The organism is Lactococcus sp. UBA7128 (assembly GCF_002492185.1).
Taxonomy (GTDB): domain Bacteria; phylum Bacillota; class Bacilli; order Lactobacillales; family Streptococcaceae; genus Lactococcus; species Lactococcus muris.
Genome location: NZ_DKXK01000049.1, coordinates 25,337 through 43,453, shown reverse-complemented (window position 1 = coordinate 43,453; position 18,117 = coordinate 25,337). Strand labels below are relative to the sequence as shown.

18 protein-coding genes are annotated in these 18,117 nt (G+C 38.6%); 16 read left to right on the top strand and 2 right to left on the bottom strand.

Annotated features, from left to right (window positions below):
• Genes B4H39_RS05905 through B4H39_RS05890 form a run of 4 tightly spaced genes read left to right on the top strand, consistent with a single transcriptional unit; the run spans position 1 to position 4,455 of the window.
• A complete protein-coding gene (locus B4H39_RS05905; RefSeq protein WP_202229694.1) occupies positions 1-888 on the top strand; it encodes a glycosyltransferase family 2 protein in 888 nt (295 codons plus the stop codon).
• 24 nt (positions 889-912) lie between these two features.
• Positions 913-1,329: a glycerol-3-phosphate cytidylyltransferase gene (gene tagD / locus B4H39_RS05900; RefSeq protein ID WP_251420313.1), complete on the top strand. Its 417-nt coding sequence runs from the start codon at positions 913-915 to the stop codon at positions 1,327-1,329.
• A gap of 24 nt (positions 1,330-1,353) precedes the next feature.
• A complete protein-coding gene (locus B4H39_RS05895) occupies positions 1,354-3,078 on the top strand; it encodes a surface protein (protein ID WP_271327890.1) in 1,725 nt (574 codons plus the stop codon).
• Between the two features lie 9 nt (positions 3,079-3,087).
• Positions 3,088-4,455 carry a DUF2142 domain-containing protein gene (locus B4H39_RS05890; RefSeq protein ID WP_202229700.1) on the top strand — a complete coding sequence of 456 codons (1,368 nt, stop codon included), beginning with the start codon at positions 3,088-3,090 and terminating at the stop codon, positions 4,453-4,455.
• A 97-nt stretch (positions 4,456-4,552) separates the two neighbouring features.
• On the opposite strand, the gene B4H39_RS05885 is transcribed toward B4H39_RS05890, so the two are convergent.
• Complete coding sequence (locus B4H39_RS05885) at positions 4,553-6,151, bottom strand: GH25 family lysozyme (protein WP_202229702.1); 1,599 nt, start codon at positions 6,149-6,151, stop codon at positions 4,553-4,555.
• A 174-nt stretch (positions 6,152-6,325) separates the two neighbouring features.
• Here B4H39_RS05885 and guaB point away from each other — a divergent pair, with 174 nt between their 5' ends.
• From guaB to B4H39_RS05830, 11 genes are all read left to right on the top strand, one after another.
• Positions 6,326-7,807, top strand: a complete 1,482-nt coding sequence (gene guaB, locus B4H39_RS05880) for an IMP dehydrogenase (protein ID WP_202229704.1) — start codon at positions 6,326-6,328, stop codon at positions 7,805-7,807.
• 296 nt (positions 7,808-8,103) lie between these two features.
• Positions 8,104-9,750 (top strand): glycerophosphodiester phosphodiesterase family protein, encoded by a 1,647-nt coding sequence (locus B4H39_RS05875; RefSeq protein WP_251420311.1) that lies wholly within the window; start codon positions 8,104-8,106, stop codon positions 9,748-9,750.
• Positions 9,751-9,970: 220 nt separating this feature from the next.
• Positions 9,971-10,147, top strand: coding sequence for a 30S ribosomal protein S21 (rpsU, locus tag B4H39_RS05870; RefSeq protein ID WP_003134539.1), 177 nt, complete (start codon positions 9,971-9,973; stop codon positions 10,145-10,147).
• Positions 10,148-10,325: 178 nt separating this feature from the next.
• Positions 10,326-11,261, top strand: coding sequence for a competence type IV pilus ATPase ComGA (comGA, locus tag B4H39_RS05865; RefSeq protein ID WP_251420310.1), 936 nt, complete (start codon positions 10,326-10,328; stop codon positions 11,259-11,261).
• Positions 11,209-12,228, top strand: coding sequence for a competence type IV pilus assembly protein ComGB (comGB, locus tag B4H39_RS05860; protein ID WP_271327896.1), 1,020 nt, complete (start codon positions 11,209-11,211; stop codon positions 12,226-12,228). The genes comGA and comGB overlap by 53 nt, the downstream gene beginning before the upstream one ends.
• A gap of 17 nt (positions 12,229-12,245) precedes the next feature.
• Positions 12,246-12,551 (top strand): competence type IV pilus major pilin ComGC, encoded by a 306-nt coding sequence (comGC, locus tag B4H39_RS05855; protein WP_394304467.1) that lies wholly within the window; start codon positions 12,246-12,248, stop codon positions 12,549-12,551.
• The gene (gene comGD / locus B4H39_RS05850; protein ID WP_237459868.1) at positions 12,511-12,942 is read left to right on the top strand and encodes a competence type IV pilus minor pilin ComGD; all 432 of its coding nucleotides are present in this window, start codon (positions 12,511-12,513) and stop codon (positions 12,940-12,942) included. Before comGC ends, comGD begins: the two co-directional genes overlap by 41 nt.
• Positions 12,914-13,216, top strand: coding sequence for a competence type IV pilus minor pilin ComGE (gene comGE, locus B4H39_RS05845; RefSeq protein WP_251420309.1), 303 nt, complete (start codon positions 12,914-12,916; stop codon positions 13,214-13,216). The genes comGD and comGE overlap by 29 nt, the downstream gene beginning before the upstream one ends.
• A complete protein-coding gene (gene comGF, locus B4H39_RS05840; protein ID WP_237459870.1) occupies positions 13,194-13,622 on the top strand; it encodes a competence type IV pilus minor pilin ComGF in 429 nt (142 codons plus the stop codon). Before comGE ends, comGF begins: the two co-directional genes overlap by 23 nt.
• 2 nt (positions 13,623-13,624) lie before the next feature.
• On the top strand, positions 13,625-13,798 hold the full coding sequence (locus tag B4H39_RS05835) for a hypothetical protein (RefSeq protein ID WP_202229764.1): 174 nt from the start codon (positions 13,625-13,627) through the stop codon (positions 13,796-13,798).
• Positions 13,799-13,852: 54 nt separating this feature from the next.
• Positions 13,853-14,698 carry a metal ABC transporter solute-binding protein, Zn/Mn family gene (locus tag B4H39_RS05830; RefSeq protein WP_202229714.1) on the top strand — a complete coding sequence of 282 codons (846 nt, stop codon included), beginning with the start codon at positions 13,853-13,855 and terminating at the stop codon, positions 14,696-14,698.
• Positions 14,699-14,768: 70 nt separating this feature from the next.
• On the opposite strand, the gene B4H39_RS05825 is transcribed toward B4H39_RS05830, so the two are convergent.
• Positions 14,769-15,650 (bottom strand): RluA family pseudouridine synthase, encoded by an 882-nt coding sequence (locus B4H39_RS05825; protein ID WP_251420308.1) that lies wholly within the window; start codon positions 15,648-15,650, stop codon positions 14,769-14,771.
• Positions 15,651-15,721: 71 nt separating this feature from the next.
• Here B4H39_RS05825 and B4H39_RS05820 point away from each other — a divergent pair, with 71 nt between their 5' ends.
• On the top strand, positions 15,722-18,013 hold the full coding sequence (locus B4H39_RS05820; RefSeq protein ID WP_251420305.1) for a PBP1A family penicillin-binding protein: 2,292 nt from the start codon (positions 15,722-15,724) through the stop codon (positions 18,011-18,013).
• Positions 18,014-18,117 lie beyond the last annotated feature (104 nt).

Here is an 18,117-nt window from a genome sequence, read left to right as displayed (position 1 = left end):
ATGGGATATAGTTTGACAATTCTGACCCCTACATACAATAGAGCATATGTCTTACCCAAGCTTTATGAAAGTTTAACAGGGCAGACCAATCTGGAGTTCACATGGTTAGTAGTCGATGATGGAAGCAGTGATAATACAGAAGAGCTAATCAACGAATTTATCAAAGAAGAAAAGATAAAGATTGTATATATTAAGCAAGAAAACGGTGGAAAGCACAGGGCTCTAAATACAGGAGCTAAAGCGGTTACTACTGATGCTGTATTTGTTGTAGACAGTGATGACTACTTGACTTCTGATGCAGTGGAAACAATTCTTAGCTCATGGAATATTGTAAAAGAAAACAAGCTTATGGGAATCAGCCTTTTACGAGGCTACAGTGAAACAGAGGTAATAGGGGAAGAGTTTCCTGAGAACTATCTCATTAAAAATTTCAATGAGGTCAGGTATAATATGGGGATAAAAGGAGATAAGGCAGAAATCATAGATGCTGAAATTATGAAATCAAGCCCATTTCCAGATATCCCTAGCGAACGCTTCATGAGTGAAGGAGTGGCTTGGAAAGAAATGGCTAAAAAGGGCGACTCACTCTTCATTAATAAGATTATCTATATCACAGAGTATCTTGAAGATGGCTATACAAGTTCTGGCAGAATGCTACTCATCAATAATCCACTTGGAGCCATGCTCAATGCAAAGATGGCGATGACAGATGAATTTACTCTAAAAGTTCGCTTAAGAAATGCTCTCCTGTACATTGCTTATGGCTACGTTGCGCATAAGAGTAGAAAAGAGATTGTTCAAGAAAGTGGTCAGAAAGCCCTTGTTCAGTCATTACTCCCATTTGGTTGGTTGTTTTACCGGTACTGGAAGTTTAAATATAAATTTTAAGTATAGGAATTGAAAGGAAAAAGAATGAAAACAGTCTTAGTTGCAGGAACATTTGATATTATACATGAGAGTCATATCAATATGCTTAAAAATGCGCGTAATCTTGGCGATCGCTTGATTGTTATGGTTTCTACGGATGAGTTTAACTGGAATGAAAAACAAAAACGAGCTTATCAGGAGTATGATACGAGAAAATATATTTTAGAAGCAATACGCTACGTTGATTTGGTTGTGCCAGAACAGTCATGGGATGATAAAGCGCTCTATATTGATATGTTCGATGTCGATATTTTTGCCATGGGAGATGACTGGCGGGGCAAATTTGATAGCCTTAAAGAACAGTTTCCAAATTTGAAAATAATGTATTTTCCACGTGGAAAAACATCTTCTTCTAAAATAAAAAAAGACCTTTGGGAAATGTATCAAGAAAAAGAAGAATAATTCGTAGGTAAAAATGGAGAGCTCATGTTAGAAAAAAATCTACCCATATTAAAAAGAAAGATGCCATACATACTTTTTTGTACGTTTTTTGGCCTCCTTTTTTTGAACATGCTATTTGCCCCAGTAAAAGCACAGGCTGCACAAGTAGAGAAATTATCGACTAGAATTGAAGTGAGCAATAACGGGACACCTGTCATAAATACTTCTTTCAGTGCTTTGAATGTTGAGGTTGCTATGCAGCAAATCAAGAAGGGGGAGTTTTCACAAAGCTTTCTTGAGGGGGGAGCATGGAAGACCTTTCTTCAAAGTGCTCCAAAATGGATGAAAGTTCAAGGAGATGAAGTTCTTTTTGATAATGGTTTGAAGTTTGGCCCAGGAATTATACTTAATGATGCAGATGCTAGAAAAATAATGAATAGTATTCTGGTTTCTAATGGGAAAGCTATTATTGAGCAGTTAAACTTAGAGACATCAGATGTACCAGAATCTCCAGTAGCTTTTTATCAGCCAGGCAAATTTACAAATAAATTTACCAATCAAAAAGGAATTGCAGAGACAACGTTGTCTGCAGGATTAACGGCTGTTTTAGATGCCCAGTTGAACTATGTCAAGTTGATTGATGTGCAGAACAACAATCAAACTTTTTCCATTGATTTGGAGAATACGAGTCCAGACTTGAAATTTAATTTGCAAAGTGTAACCCCAGAGGAGAAAACCACTTTTGGTCAGTATGTTGTCTCATTGGATCAGAGTTTGGAGTACCATCTTATCATCAACCGGAATCTGCTACACACGACAGATTCAGTGACGTTGTCCCTGCCTGCCAATTCTCAACTTGTTGTGGATTCCATCGAGAGTTCAAATCCTGAGGTAAAAATTACTCCCAATCTCCTTGCCTTTGATGAAAATACTGCAAGTGGTCCCTCTCCTGTTGTTGCTGCAACGGTAGGGTTTAGTGAGGGTTTGAATCAAGATGTTGTGGTCATAGTCAAGACACATATGAATAAAGCATTGATTTCAGCGGCAAACCCGCTTGAACTCAATCTAAGTTTGCAGGCAACCACGACTCAAAATGGAAATGGTATCCAGCTGGCGACCACTCCTGATTTGGTTACTTCGGGTATTAATTTTGCGATGATTGACGGTGAAAAATTATCTTTGGCTTCCGGTGCAGAATATGTTTTGGGGCGCGAGAGAGGAGAGGTAAAAGAGATATACTCACCCGATGGTTCTTGGAGAGAAGTGCAAGACTTAGACAGCAATCTTTCTTCCATTGCTGAAGTCATTAAGGGAGGACAAAGATACACGATTGCATCAGGGAGTGGAGCAATCCCTCTGGCTACGACTCGGTTTAACTTTGACTTAGACAAGAACAGAGCTATCAATCGCTCCCTTATCCAAATATATGGCTTGAGTAAGGGTGAAAAGTATTTTCTATATCAGATTAAGGCCGCACAAAACTATACAGAGAACAATAAGATTCATTATTTTGATGTGGATTATTCTACTCGAATTTCAAAGAATGGAACTTCAATCAGTGAAAGCACGGTTTCAAAATCCAATACGGCTCTGCCGACACTTAATGGGAGTATCCCAGATTTTGCGGCAGGAGAAAATGAATACCATCCGTTATTGATTAGTGATGCTCCTGTAAGAAAAATAGATGTGCTAAAAAAGATAGTTATTAGTGTTGTGGCTTTTATCCTTATAGGTGCTGTTTCTGTTTTTGCTGTTATTAAATATTTGTAAGGAGATTATATGAAAACTAAAGAATTTGATAAGGTTGAGAAAAATCTCCATAAAATTTATTTTGTTGTAGCGGTGATAATCAGTAGTGTTCTTTCCATCGGGATGCCTTTGTTTAGTGAACCGGATGGCCAATGGCATTATTCGGTGAGTTCAAATATTGCACATCTCAGCAATGATTTGTCTGCCTATGGTGAACCCATAGGAACAGGTACGGATGTTCAGGAAGCTGCCTATCAGAGGGGCGATTGGTTTGAAAAGTACTTTGAAAATCAAATTGTAAAAATGCCGATAGAGAAAATTCCAAGAACAAGTTCTATCCCGCCGGTCTTAAACTTTAACTTTCTAGGTCATGCCATCCCGGCTTTTGGTGTCTGGCTAGGTTATCATATTTATCCATCTGTTGGTGTTATGGTCGTCGTTGGGCGTTTGGTTTCTAGTTTAGTTGCTAGCTTTGCGATTTGCATGATTATTAAGTACTTGAAACGAGGGAAGTTACTTTTTATGGCGCTTTCCCTGACACCAGTTATCGTAGCTACGACGGCAAGTTTATCTTATGATACACTTTCTTATATTGCAGCATTGCTGGTCTTCATGATTACGATTAATGTCTATGAAGCTAAACGTATGACTTGGAAGTACGCACTTGCGATGCTTGCCACGACAGTTTTTGTTATGATAGGGACAAAAACAAACATAAAGATTTTAGTGGCTCTTTTTCCACTCGTTGCTTTTGTATTATTTCTTCAACGTCGTAAAGAGCTAGGAAAAAGTAGTTTTCTTAACTTGAACCGCAGAAGTCTTGTGATTTTGAGTGTTACCGGTACGGCATTGCTGGTATTGGCTTTGGCTGCTGTTTTCACTTTTAAACCTAGTTTATTGTTTTCAGCTTACCGCATTATTATTAATTTCATGGTGAATCTAGCACCGGGTCTTTCAACGAATAATATATTTATCGGCTTGCTTGTCTCACCTTACCCAGGTTACAATTACATGCCTTATTGGGTAGCAGGAGCATGGTATATTCTCCTAGTGCTTGTTATGCTGTCCGAGGAGAAGTTTGTAAAATCAAAATTATTAAGTTTTGGAGCTTTGGGGCTTTTTCTAGCCAATTTTTTAGGTGTTTATCATGGATTTTTGACATTTTTGGGAGCAGGCTATAATCCTGCACCTAATAACATCGTGGCAGGGGCAATCTATGGTCAGCAGGGCAGGTATTTTACGCCATTTATTCCCTTACTTGCCTTAGGATTGTCTAATACAGCTCTTCCACTCAAAATATTGTCCAAACGTTCAGTCCTATATTTGACTGTCGGGCTTGCTTTTGTTTCTAACTTTATCTTAATTTTTGCTACCTTGTTTGGCATCTATTATCTATAGCAAGAAGAAAAGTAGAACTAAAAATTGCTTTTGGGTTCCTATAAGTAAAAACGCTTAACCATGTGCACAAACATGCCAAGGTTAAGCGTTTTTTCTATTATCGTAAAGTATTGTAAAAGCGATTGATAAAGGCTGCCATCTCTCCACGAGTGATGCTGGCATCAGGTCTGAATGTGGTAGGCGTATAGCCTGTTGTGATTCCTTTTGACTTCAACCAGTTGATGTCATTTTTGAACATGTTATTGTTTATATCTGTGAAAGGTGAGCTATAGGTTCCTGAAGCTGGTGCTTTCCCCATAGCTTTAGCTGTACGATGCAAGAAGGCTGCCATTTGTCCACGGGTTACATTTCCATTTGGATTGTAGTGTGGTATCGTACCATTTGAAATATTTGCTGCTGTCAACCAAAGAATTTGGTTTTTATACTGGTTGATATCCGTATAAACATTGAATGGAGGTGTATAGCCTGGAGCTCCAGCTAAACGGTGAAGAAATACAGACATCTCTCCGCGAGTGACATTTGCATCGGGATTATATGTAGTTGGTGTGTAACCTGTGGTAATCCCAACACTATAGTTCCAGTTGATGTAATTTTTGTAAATGGAGTGAGAGATGTCTTTAAATGGAGAAGAACCTGGATTTTTAACAGGAAGATGAACAAATTTCACTGAAATTCTTGGAAGCTCTCCGCTGCTAAAAATATTTGCATAATCAATGCTTACATCCAAAGGGCTGCGTTTACTAAAGTTTGTAAAGTACATTTGGCTTGTATATTGCCATGCGCCAAACTGTGTATTTTGGAGATTAGAGGCACTAGGTTTTCCGTAAAGATACTGGGCAATCCAGAGATTTTTTGCGCCCAATTTTTTTGGCTCCATTTGACCGGTTCCGTCAACAGCCCAAGCTTTTGAAGTGTAATGACGTGTGGTAGCAAAGCCTTGTTTTTTAAGCTGATCTGCAAAATTCTGTGAGGCAATCGTCCAATCCCAGTAAGGCATACTGCCGACACTGCCAGCTGGAACATATTCAGCATCGTTAATCATGACAGTGCTCGCTGGAAGTCCATATTGTTTAGCGATTGAAGCAAAGAAATTTGCTTCTGCTCGAGCTGTATTGTTTACTGTAGCTTGAGCAGTTCTGCCCGACTCAGAAAAGTGAGAGAAATGATAAACGGCAATTACAAGTCCAGCCCTTTGTGCCATTTGGATATGTGATTTGGCGTAGGGATTGACATAATTTGTACTTTCGGTCAGTTTGACGATGACTGTTTTAACCCCTTGTGCCTTTAACTGATTGAAGTCACTTTGGGTCATCCAAGATTGCCAAGAAGCAATATCAACCGCATCTTTACGCGGCAAGCTTGCATCATTGGAAACAAGATCTGAAGGGGCATTTCTTAGATTTGTTTGTTCACTTTCTCTGGCAACTGAACGACGAAAACGGCTTGCATTTTTAGGAATATCTGCTTCTTCAGAGAGTTCCTCTTTAACAGTTTGCCCATCCTCATCAACAGCAGCCAAGTTTCCTTGAGCATCAAGAGGTGCTGCCATAGGGTTTTCGGCTGTTTGTACTTCGGCATAGTAGCCCATTGGGTGGTTATCTACCGGAACTTCAGCAATTTCTGCCTTGACTGTGTGGCCAGCAAGAATGCTGAAACATATTCCGGTAAAAACGGCTGCTTTTTTTATGTTAATCATTTTTTCCTCATTACTATATTAATTATTAGTTTTTCTATCACTACTTATTCTACCAAAAAGCACAAAGCAATGAAAATTATTTAAAAAAATTTTTTTAAAATTAGTAAAAAATCATTGAAATCCCTAAAATATAGTGATAGAATAGTAAAAATATATATTTGGAGGATAAATTTAATGTCAAATTGGGAAACAAAGTTTTTGAAAAAAGGTTACACTTTTGATGATGTATTGTTGATTCCAGCAGAATCACATGTGCTGCCAAATGAGGTGGACATGCGTACCAAATTAGCGAAGAACTTGACATTGAATATTCCGATTATCTCTGCTGCTATGGACACTGTGACAGACAGTAAAATGGCGATTGCAATGGCGCGTCAAGGTGGGCTTGGCGTTATTCATAAAAACATGAGTATTGCTGATCAGGCCGAGGAAGTGCATAAAGTAAAACGCTCAGAGTCGGGCGTTATCACGGATCCATTCTTCTTAACGCCTGAGCATAAGATTGAAGAAGCTGAAAACTTGATGGCTACTTATCGTATTTCTGGTGTACCAATTGTTGAAACATTGGAAAATCGTAAACTTGTGGGTATTTTGACAAACCGTGACCTGCGTTTTGTTTCAAACTACAATCAAGAAATCAAGAATGTTATGACTTCTGAAAACTTGATTACAGCCCCTGTAGGAACTTCTTTGCGTGAAGCTGAGGAAGTTCTTCAAAAGCACAAGATTGAAAAACTGCCATTGGTCGATGAAAGTGGTAAACTTGCAGGCCTAATTACAATCAAGGATATTGAACGTGTGATTGAGTTCCCTAACGCAGCAAAAGATAGCCAAGGTCGTCTCTTGGTTGCAGCAGCGGTTGGCGTAACTTCTGATACTTTTGACCGTGCAGAAGCACTTTTCACAGCAGGAGCAGACGCTATTGTTATTGACACTGCACATGGTCACTCTGCTGGTGTCTTGCGTAAGATTAAGGAAATTCGTGAACACTTCCCAGATCGTACGTTGATTGCAGGAAATATTGCTACCGGTGAAGGTGCACGTGCACTCTTTGAAGCTGGTGTTGATGTCGTTAAAGTTGGTATTGGCCCAGGATCAATCTGTACAACGCGTGTCGTAGCAGGTGTTGGTGTTCCACAGATTACTGCTATCTACGATGCGGCAGCAGTTGCGCGTGAATATGGCAAAACAATCATCGCTGATGGCGGAATCAAATATTCAGGCGACATTGTGAAAGCTTTGGCAGCAGGTGGAGATGCAGTAATGCTTGGTTCAATGCTTGCTGGTACAGACGAATCACCAGGTGAATTCGAAATCTTCCAAGGCCGTAAATTCAAAACGTATCGAGGCATGGGCTCGCTTGCGGCGATGAAGAAAGGTTCAAGTGACCGCTATTTCCAAGGTGCTGTCAATGAAGCAAATAAATTAGTACCAGAGGGTATTGAGGGACGTGTCGCCTATAAAGGAACAGCTACAGACATCATTTTCCAAATGGTTGGTGGCTTGAAATCAGGAATGGGTTATACTGGCGCGGAGAATATTCTTGCCTTACATGAATCTGCACAATTCATCGAAATGTCAGGCGCTGGGTTGAAAGAGTCACATCCGCATGACGTGCAAATCACCAAAGAGGCTCCTAACTATTCAGTACAGTAATTGATAAAAACAGATTTGGTCTGTTTTTATATAGCCTTGCAGTTCTCGAGAGTTTCTGCTTTGGAAAAGATAATCGTATTAACGCTTAAGGAGGATAGGGACACTGTCCTCTTTTTTCCTGTAAAAATGTAATTAATTTACGACAAGGTTTGTGGGGAAGCTATAGAAAGATGATGAACGGTAATCTTTGTATTTGACTGCCTCCTAACGGGAAGCAGAATTTTAGAAAATATGTTAGGATGAGTATGAATAGTTTAGTCATTAGACAATGAATAAGAGAGTCTGTGGGAGAAAGTATGAAAAAATATCAAAAGATTTTAATGCTGGGGACAGTGTTTTTATCCTCTTTACAAGGTGTCGTTGCAGGAGCTAGTGAAATCACTACTCACAGTTCTTTAGAGAGAATAGAGGGAGCTGACGATGGCGGCTCAGTAGAATTGCCAGAGAGTGAAGTTCCCCAATATATGGATGAAAGTCCAGTCAGTAAAGACACGAGTAGTTCTGTTGCAGGAACTGTTCGCTCAGATACTGAAGAAGTTTCAGACAACAGTGGTGAAACTGAGAGAAAGGTTAATGCAACTGAAATTAAGCCAGAGCAACAAGCCGAAGAACGATCTGAGTATAGTTTAGATAGGGGGAAAAATCTACCTAAGATTCCAGTTGACTTAAAAGCATTAGCAGTAAAAAATCCAGGTTCTTCTCCATTTAAAGACATCTCTCACTCTATTTACAAAAATTATATCAACTGGAATTATAGTGTTGGAATTACCACAGGTTACACACCAACTACATATAAACCAGATTATTACGTTACGCGGGGTGAGATGGCCGTATTTCTCCACCGTTTAGCTGGAGCTCCAGACTATACACCTCCATTCAATGTTTATACGGATATCAACCAATATAAAAATCAAATCCTGTGGTTGACAGCAGCAAATATTTCAAATGGTACGATACCACACTATAATCCAAATGGAAATGTAACCCGCGGACAAATGGCGGCCTTCTTACATAGAATGGCAAAAGAATCTGGAAAGGCACCAAAGAACGGGAAGTATGAGTCCCCTTTTCAAGATACGCAAAACAACATGTTTAAAAATGATATAGGTTGGCTATATTCTAAAGAAATCACAACAGGTTATACACCGACCACATTTAGACCAGATGCATCGATTACACGAGGCGAGATGGCAGCGTTCATCTATCGATTTTATAATAAAGTTGCAATAGTAAAACCTCATGTGCCAGTTGCTGATCCGTGGAAATATGTCATTTCACATCGAGGAAGTGCAGAACGTGTGGAACATACATTTGCGGCTTACGACTTAGCAATACAGCAAGGGTCAAAGAATATTGAACAAGATATTGTTGTTTCAAAAGATAAAACTTTATATGTTTCACATGATTTGTCAGCTAAACGCTTGACGGGAGTAGATAGATTATACTCAGATATGACTGATTCTGAAATTTCGAAACTTAGAGTAGCCAATGGAGAACCAATCCACACCCTTCAGTCAGTATTTGAGAGATATGGGAACAAGGTAAACTACATTGTCGAACTTAGAACTGCAGACCAGGCCCTTCCTTTTATGAATATGGTTCGGCAAAATGGTTTAGAAAATAATGTCGTCGCTCAAAGCTTTGCAGAAAATGTTCTACAGAAAATAGAGACTATAGCTCCTAATATTCCTAAAATGCAAATAGTAGAAACTCAAGCAGAGCTTGATAAAGCTTTGAAGTCCCCAGTATCCGATACGATTTGTATGGTCTGGAGCATCATGAACAAGGATAATGTTGATAAGGTGCATAAACAAAATAAAGTTGCGAGTGCTTGGACCTTGAATAGTGAAGCGTATATTAAAAAAGCAATTTCTTTAGGTGTTGATAATTATTTCACAAACTATACAGGTTTAGCTATTCGGTTGGAGAAAGAATATAGATAAGTAAGATATAAAAAGGCATAAACCAGTAGTGTTGAGCTTATGTAAGGAAGCAAATTCAGCTTTTTATCCCTTTTTTCAAGAAATACGTCATTATTTTTTGTCTACGGAGATTTACGATATAAACATAGTGTAAAAGAATTTGACAAACTAAGAAAAATTTGATAGAATGCTAAAAGTGCTCTTTAGGGAGTAAATATGAAAATGAAATGGGGTGAAATCAATGTCAAAAACTATCGTTCGTAAAAATGAATCGCTTGACGACGCTCTCCGCCGTTTCAAACGTTCAGTAACAAAAGCTGGAACTCTTCAAGAGCTCCGCAAACGTGAACACTACGAAAAACCTTCTGTAAAAGCTAAACGCAAGTCAGAAGCTGCACGTAAACGTAAAAAATTCTAATTGAAAATTTTGAGCCTGTCTTTTGAACAGGTTTTTTTCATTTCGTTTTACTTTAGTACATCAGAAGGGAAATATGCAATGTGGAGCACAGCAAGCTGTGTTCTTTTTTTCAAAAATATTGTGACAATGCACTAGTTTTTTCGTACTAATCAGTGTGGTTTATCTAAGGGGAGAGAGAATGATACAGGATTTGGCGAAAAAAATTTTACATCAAGCAGTAGAAGAAAAGGTGCACGATCTTTATTTAATAGCTGTGCGGGGAAGCTACCAACTTTATTTTCGCACAGCAACCGAAAGAAGATTTGAGCAAGATCTATCCCTTGAGCAGGGTCAAGCTCTGATTGCTCATATGAAGTTTGTATCCGGGATGAATCTCGGAGAAAGTAGGCGCACACAGTTAGGCTCTTGTTCTTATATGTTAGGCAGCGGGGAACAGCGTCTGCGTCTGTCCACTGTTGGTGATTTTGAGGGGCAGGAGAGCATGGTCATACGTCTTTTACACCAAAGACAAGTTCAATTAGATTTCTGGCATAATGATATCTTTGAAAATATGATGGGTGGAAGGGGACTTTATCTTTTCTCAGGCCCCGTTGGTTCAGGTAAAACCAGCTTGATGTATAGATGTGCGCGGCAGTATTTTAAAAATCAACAAGTTATTTGCATTGAAGATCCGGTAGAGCTTGTGGAGGAAGAGTTCTTACAGCTTCAAGTGAATAAGGTAATCGGAAATGACTACGATGCTTTAATCAAGCTGTCACTTCGTCATAGACCCGACTTGCTTATTGTTGGAGAAATACGTGACAGTCAGACTGCTAAAGCAGTTTTACGGGCGAGTTTGACAGGTTATACTGTTTTTTCAACGGTTCATGCGCGCTCCATCTCAGGCGTAGTTGCGCGCTTGAAAGAACTGGGTTTAACGGATTGGGAATTGCGTTCCAGTCTTCAAAGAGTAATTTATCAACGATTAATTGCAGGAAAAGGACTGCTTGTTTATGAAAAAAAAGAATTTGAAGATTGGCAGCCGGAACTCTGGAATGCGCAGATTGACCAGTTGGTTACAGATGGATTTATCTCACCTGCTACAGCTTCACACGAAAAAATTGAGCCTAGCTAGACAAATTAAACTTATTCAGTTAATGAACAATCTTTTCACGAGCGGTTTTCATATCGGAGAAATTATTGATTTTCTTGAGCGCTCTGGCTTGACGGAAAAGCAGTTTACCTCTCAAATGAGAAGGGGATTATTGAGAGGAAAGAGTCTTTCAGGCATTTTAGATGATCTCAAATTTTCTGGAGATGTTGTGACACAGTTGTCTTTAGCAGAGTCACATGGGAACATTGAACTTACGTTAGGTTTAGTTGAACAGAATCTGACCCGCGTTTTGAACATTCGAAGAAAGTTGATTCAAGTTGCTACTTATCCCTTAATTCTTCTAGTTTTCTTGGCTTTCATCATGTTGGGACTGAAAAATTATTTATTACCCCAACTGGAAGAAAACTCGAGTTTAGCCGTTAAAATTATTCAAAACTTACCTTTACTTTTTTTATCCAGTATATTAATATCCGTTATTTTTTTCTTAATCTGTAAGCTTTATTTTAGAAAAAAGACAGCTTTAGAAAATATGAGAGTGCTTGTGAAACTGCCCATCATAGGGAGTTTTGTACAGCTTTATCTGACTGCTTATTTTTCAAGAGAATGGGGCAACTTGCTTGCTCAGGCAGTGGATTTGCGTCAAATTTGTTTTATCATGCAGGAACAGAAAAGTCGTATTTTCAAAGAGTTTGGTTTAGATCTTCTTTATTCTTTGGACAGCGGGAAAAAGTTTGAAGAAGCATTGAGGGTTCATCCGATATTTACAAAGGAACTATCATTGATTGTTGAGTATGGAGAACTTAAGTCAAAGTTAGGTCAGGAGTTGATCGTTTTTTCCGAAGAAAGCTGGTCCAGATTTTTTGAAAGAATAGAAAGGGCGATGCAACTTATTCAACCTCTGGTTTTTCTGATTGTCGCAGTACTGATTATTTTAATTTATGTCGCAATGTTACTCCCCATATATAATAATATGGGATCTATGATGTAGAAAAGATGGAGATAAGGATGAGAAATAAAACTCTAAAGGCTTTTACTCTGATCGAAATGCTAGTTGTTTTGCTTATTATTAGCGTTTTACTTTTGCTATTCATTCCTAACTTAGCTAAAGAAAAGAAAAATATAGAAAATACAGGTCAGACTGCTGTTGTGAAGGTTGTTGAAAGTCAAGCGGAGCTTTATCAGTTGGATAAGCAAGAGGGACCAAGTTTAGGAAAACTTGTTTCTTCTGGTTTGATTACGCAGAAACAAGCTGACAGCTACAATGACTATTATGCAAAAAATCCTAATGCCAAACGTCATGTACCGAATTAAGGGATTCACTCTTTTAGAAAGTTTGCTGGTTCTTTTCATATGTTCCTTTGTTATTATGGTTTTTGCAGGTTCTGTAAGGCAGGGGATAAGGGTTGCACGTGCTGAGATTTTTGTTTTACAGTTTGAGCGCTTGTATAAGGATACACAGTATCTTGCAAGTCTAAAAGGAGAAAGTCAGACCCTACAGTCTATAAAGGGTTATTTGCGTAGTCGGGAGGAAGAATTAAGGATACCGGAGGAAGTGGAAGTCAATGATTTCTCCATTACTTTTGATAAAAATGCAGGAAATTCAAGTTTACAGAAAATATCCCTCTATTTGCCTTATCAGGAGAAAACAGTATCTTATCAATTGGAAATTGGAAGTGGAAAATATAAGAAAAAAATCTCTTAAAGCCTATATTTTGTTGGAAAGCATGGTAGCCATGACTCTACTCATTTTTTTAGTCACTTTTGTTTTGGATCAAGTTATACAAGTCAAGAAACAAACACATGAAGAAAATAGAAAAATAGAGGCATTAAATGTGGCGCTTATGGCGGTAGATATAGGAGAAGAGCGTTTGAAAATAAATGATGTAGAAGTTTTTATTGAGGAAAGCACTTCAAAAATCGTTGTCTGGGAATCTGGAAAGGTACTTATTACTCTTGAAAAAAAGAAAACTTTCTAGCTTCACACTTTTGGAATCACTCATTGCTTTATTGGTATTATCTGGTACTTTCTTATTGTTTCTAAGTATGACAAGGCTTTTTCATGAAGAAGTGAAACAAGCCACAGTGGATAATACGCAAGACTGGCAATTATTTTGTAACTTGATGCGAGCTGAGCTTGAGGGAACAACATTGGACAGAGTAGAGGGTAACTATCTCTATGTAAATAAAAAAGTTCCTTTGCGCTTTGGTTTATCCTCACGAGGAGATTTTCGAAAAACAAATGCAGATGGCAGAGGTTATCAACCGATAATCCACCATTTGAAAAAAGCAGAGATAAGTCAAAAAGGACAGAAGATAAAAATTGTTCTATTTTTTGAAAAAGGAGGCAGTCGTACATTTTTATACAGATTTTTAGAGGAGTAAAATTGAAAGCGAGTATTTTAGCTTATACTCTTGCTCTTTCACTTATATTTAGCTTACTTTTACAATATTATTTACAAGGAGCCGTCAATGCTAAAAAACAAAGATTGCTGCAACGTGACCGTTTAGAAACTCAACTGAGAGAAAAGCTTGATAAGCGTTTGGAAAATAGAAATTAAAACAAAAATACTTAACTGGTTGACATTATTTCGACTTTATATTATACTAGCTTTATGAAAAAATATACTCTCTTATTACTTATTCCTGTTTTGCTCTTGTTGACAGCCTGTCAAAAAGCAGCAGACAGCAAGCCGCAAATTGTGACAACCTTTGAGCCGATGTATGAGTTCACCAAAGCTATCGTGGGCGATAAAGTTGAGGTTGTCAATATCGTTCCTGCTAACCAAGAAGCGCATGATTTCGAGCCAAGTGCCAAAGATATGACTACTTTGACAAATGCAGATGTTATTGTTTACAATTCGAAAAATCTTGAAACGTGGGCATCTTCTGCGAAAAACAAAGGTATAAAAATAGAGGCCAGTACTCCTGTAGAAAAAATTGGCGACGATCCTCATACATGGGTTAGTCCAAAGTCTGCTCTTCTAGAAGTACGCTATATCGCAGAAGAATTATCTAAAAAATTCCCTGACTATAAGGAAGAGTTCACTAAAAATGCTGACAGCTATATCGATAAGTTGAAAAAAATTGATCAGAGTTTTGATCAGTTAAAAACGGCTAAGAACAAGACATTTATTACACAGCATGAAGCTTTTGCCTACTTGGGGCGTGACTATGGTTTGACACCGGTTGCTATCACAGGGCTTGATCCAGAAATGGAGCCCTCAAGTGCCACATTGATTAAACTGAAAGATGAGATGCAAAAAGCCAATTTAGATACAGTTTATTCAGAGGAAAATTCTAGCAGTAAGCTGGCAGAAACTTTAGCAAGAGAAGCAGGAGCTCGACTACTGCCTATTAACCCAGTTGAGGGACTGACAGACGAACAAAAAAAAGCAGGTGAAAGTTACCTGACAATTATGGAAGAAAATCTAAGATTTTTGAAAGAAACAATTAAATAGGACTTAAGCTTATTTTAAGAAGCTTTCACTATAATAAAGTCCTTCCTAAAAAAATCTTTTCATAAAACTCCTAGAGTCCACTTTTTAAAAGTGGACTTTTTTCATAGATGAAAGTATCACTCGGGGCTGCTATTTCGATGTCTTCTCCAGATAAAGGATGAACAAAACTTATTTTTCCAGCATGAAGCATCATCCGGCTCTTTGTTGAGTAGGGATGATAGAGTGGATCCCCGATAATAGGATGTCCTTCACTCGAGAGATGAACACGTATTTGATGAGTACGCCCAGTATCTAGTGTGCACCGCACCAAAGAGTACTTCTTGCTTTTGTCGAGAGTTTCTATGTGGGTGATGGCTTTTTTACCTCTCTTGCTGGCTACATATTTTTTGCGATTGTGTCGGTCTCTTCCTATATTTTTATGGAGAGTTAAGTTTTTTTCGCTAAAATAACCTTGGACGACTGCATAATAGGAACGGTGAATTTTGTTTTCTTCAAACATTTTACCAATGATGGGCAGGATAAATTGATTTTTGGCAAAGAGAACGGCTCCTGAGGTTTCTTTATCTAAACGGTGTACGACAAATGCTGGGGCGTTGAGATAGGCTGTAACATGATTTTGTAGTGCTAACTCTTGGGGACTATTGCCATGTGTTTTCATACCTTCGGGCTTATTGACGATGATAAGATGTTCGTCTTCATATAAGATATCTGCGAGGCTCGGATCTCCCGGCTCAACAGTAAGGAAATCAAAATCTTCTTGATCGAAAACAAGTGTTACTTTGTCGTTTGGTCCAACAGTTTCCTCCCAACTTGCAAGCAGTCCGTTGATGAAAAGATGCTTTTTCATACGCAAAAGATGTCTTTGCTTGCGGGGCATTGACCATGTGTACTCAAGCAGATGCGAAACACCTTGCTTTTTAATTTTTTTTGGTAAAATTAAACTAAATTTCATATAGAATATTGTAACACAAAGCCTTTTTTGTTAGAATAGGCAAAATATAGAACAAAGGATTTTTTAAATTCATGTCAGAAGAAAATCAAAGTTTTAGCCGACGTGCTAAAAATAAGAAGTCATCCAAAAGTATAGAGAAAAATAATATAGAAGAAAAGGTGATGAAAGAAGCGGAAGTTCCGCTTGAGGACCTTAGGGGTATAAAAAAATATTTAAGAATCATGGCGCCTTATACAGAAAAAATAAGGCAGTTTTTACGTCCGGTCAAACGCTTTTGGAAGAAGTATAACTTAACCAAAATTACCATCATTGCTGTTTTAGTCATGATTTTAGCAATTGGTTCTTACCTTTTTTATTTGGCTAAAACAGCCAATGTTTCAATTTTGCAAAAATCAATTGATGCTCAAACACAAATTGTAGATAAAAATGGGGATGAGGCTGGTCTTCTTTATGGCAGTAAGGGGACAACGGTTAAGTTTGAGCAAATCAGTGACAATATCAAAAATGCTGTTGTGGCGACAGAGGATCTCACATTCTATGAAAATCATGGGGTAAATCTCAGTCGCTTTGCCTTAGCTACCTTTACTTTTGGGAAGTTTGGTGGTGGTTCAACAATTACCCAGCAGCTAGCCAAAAATGCCTATCTTACCCAGAAACAAACCATTGACCGTAAAGCGCGTGAGTTTTTCTTAGCTTTAGAAATCAATAAACATTACAACAAGCAAGAGATTCTTGCAATGTACTTGAATAACGCTTATTTTGGTAACGGTGTTTGGGGCATTGAAGATGCGAGTAGGAAATACTTTGGTGTTTCTGCAAATCAGGTCACAGTAGATGAGGCGGCAACCCTTGCTGGTATGCTTAAAGGTCCGGAAATTTATAATCCGCTTTATCAGGACGGAAAATACGCAACGCCGCGACGTAATACTGTCTTACAAAATATGGTAAGTGCGGGCTATCTGAAACAAGCCGAAGCGGATAGTTATGCTTCGATTGATCTCAAATCGAAGCTTAAAGATACTTATGTTCCTCAGTCAGCAGCATACAAATATCCAAGTTACTTCAATGCTGTAATCTCTGAAGCAGAACGTAAATATGGTCTCAGCCTTCAAGATATCATGAATGATGGCTATAAGATTTATACGACTTTAGATCAGAATAAGCAGGCAGGGATGCAGGTTACTTATGATAATCCCGCTCTTTTCCCTCAAGCTGCCGATGGCACCCATGCACAGTCAGGCGCTGTTGCGATAAATCCAAAGACTGGAGGTGTCGAAGCGCTTGTTGGTAATGTTACATCTGAGAATCATAATAGCTTTTTTGACTTCAACTACGCGACACAGTCTAGACGCTCTACGGGATCAGTTATCAAACCTCTCATTGCTTATCTTCCTGCTGTTCAGGCAGGCTGGGCAATTGACAAAAGTTTGGAGGATAAGCCTACAACTTATCCGCCAGACAACTGGAAACCGCAAAATTACAGTGGTGAATATTTGGGCACTGTTCCTATGTATCAGGCTCTGGCTAACTCCTATAATATTCCAGCGATTAACACTTATCGGGATATCACACCTGAAAAAGGTAATGCTGTGGGCCGGGAATTTGGTCTGAATCTTAAGAAGGAAAATGAAAATAATACTTTATCCACAGTCCTTGGCTCTGGTGTTGAAACGAACCCTTGGGAAATGGCCCAAGCCTATGCAACATTTGCAAATGATGGAGTAATGAACAGTGCACATTTGATTACCAAAATCGAAAATGCAGCTGGCGATACAATTGCTACAGCTAATGTTACGCAAAAGCGTATTATGACTAAAGAAGTGGCAGAAAAGATGAACGCAATGATGTTGGGGACATTTACGAACGGTTCGGCTTGGAATGCAGCTCCTGCTAGTTATGCTATGGCGGGTAAAACGGGGACCAACAATACAACAGACCAATGGGTTGTCGGCTATACACCAGACATTGCGATTGCGCTTTGGATTGGCTTCCCAAATGAAACGAATGAGCAACAACAATTGCAGGGAACATCTGAAGGACAACCCTCTGTAATTTTCCGGAATATAGCAAGTTATCTGTTGCCTTATACGGCGGGGACGGCGTTCACAGCTGAAAATGCCTATGCTATGCATAACATTGCTCCTATTACTCCAGCCTGGACAGCACTCCGTGACCAGCAAGATGCGATTGTTTATCAAGAGCAAAGTGCGCAAAATACGACAGGAAATATACCGAAAAGTGAATCTTCTAGCAGTGCTTCCTCAGGTACAGGCAGTGGATTTGATTTCCAAAAAACAGTTGATGATGCAAAAAATGCCGCTAAAAATATTTGGGACAATATTACTGGATTTTTCAATAGGTAAAATGTTCTAAAAAATTACTAAAAGTGGTAGAATAGAGATAGTGCATAAGTTTAGAAAAAAAGTCATGCCACGGCTTTTTTTCTTACAAAAATGTGAGCCAAAAG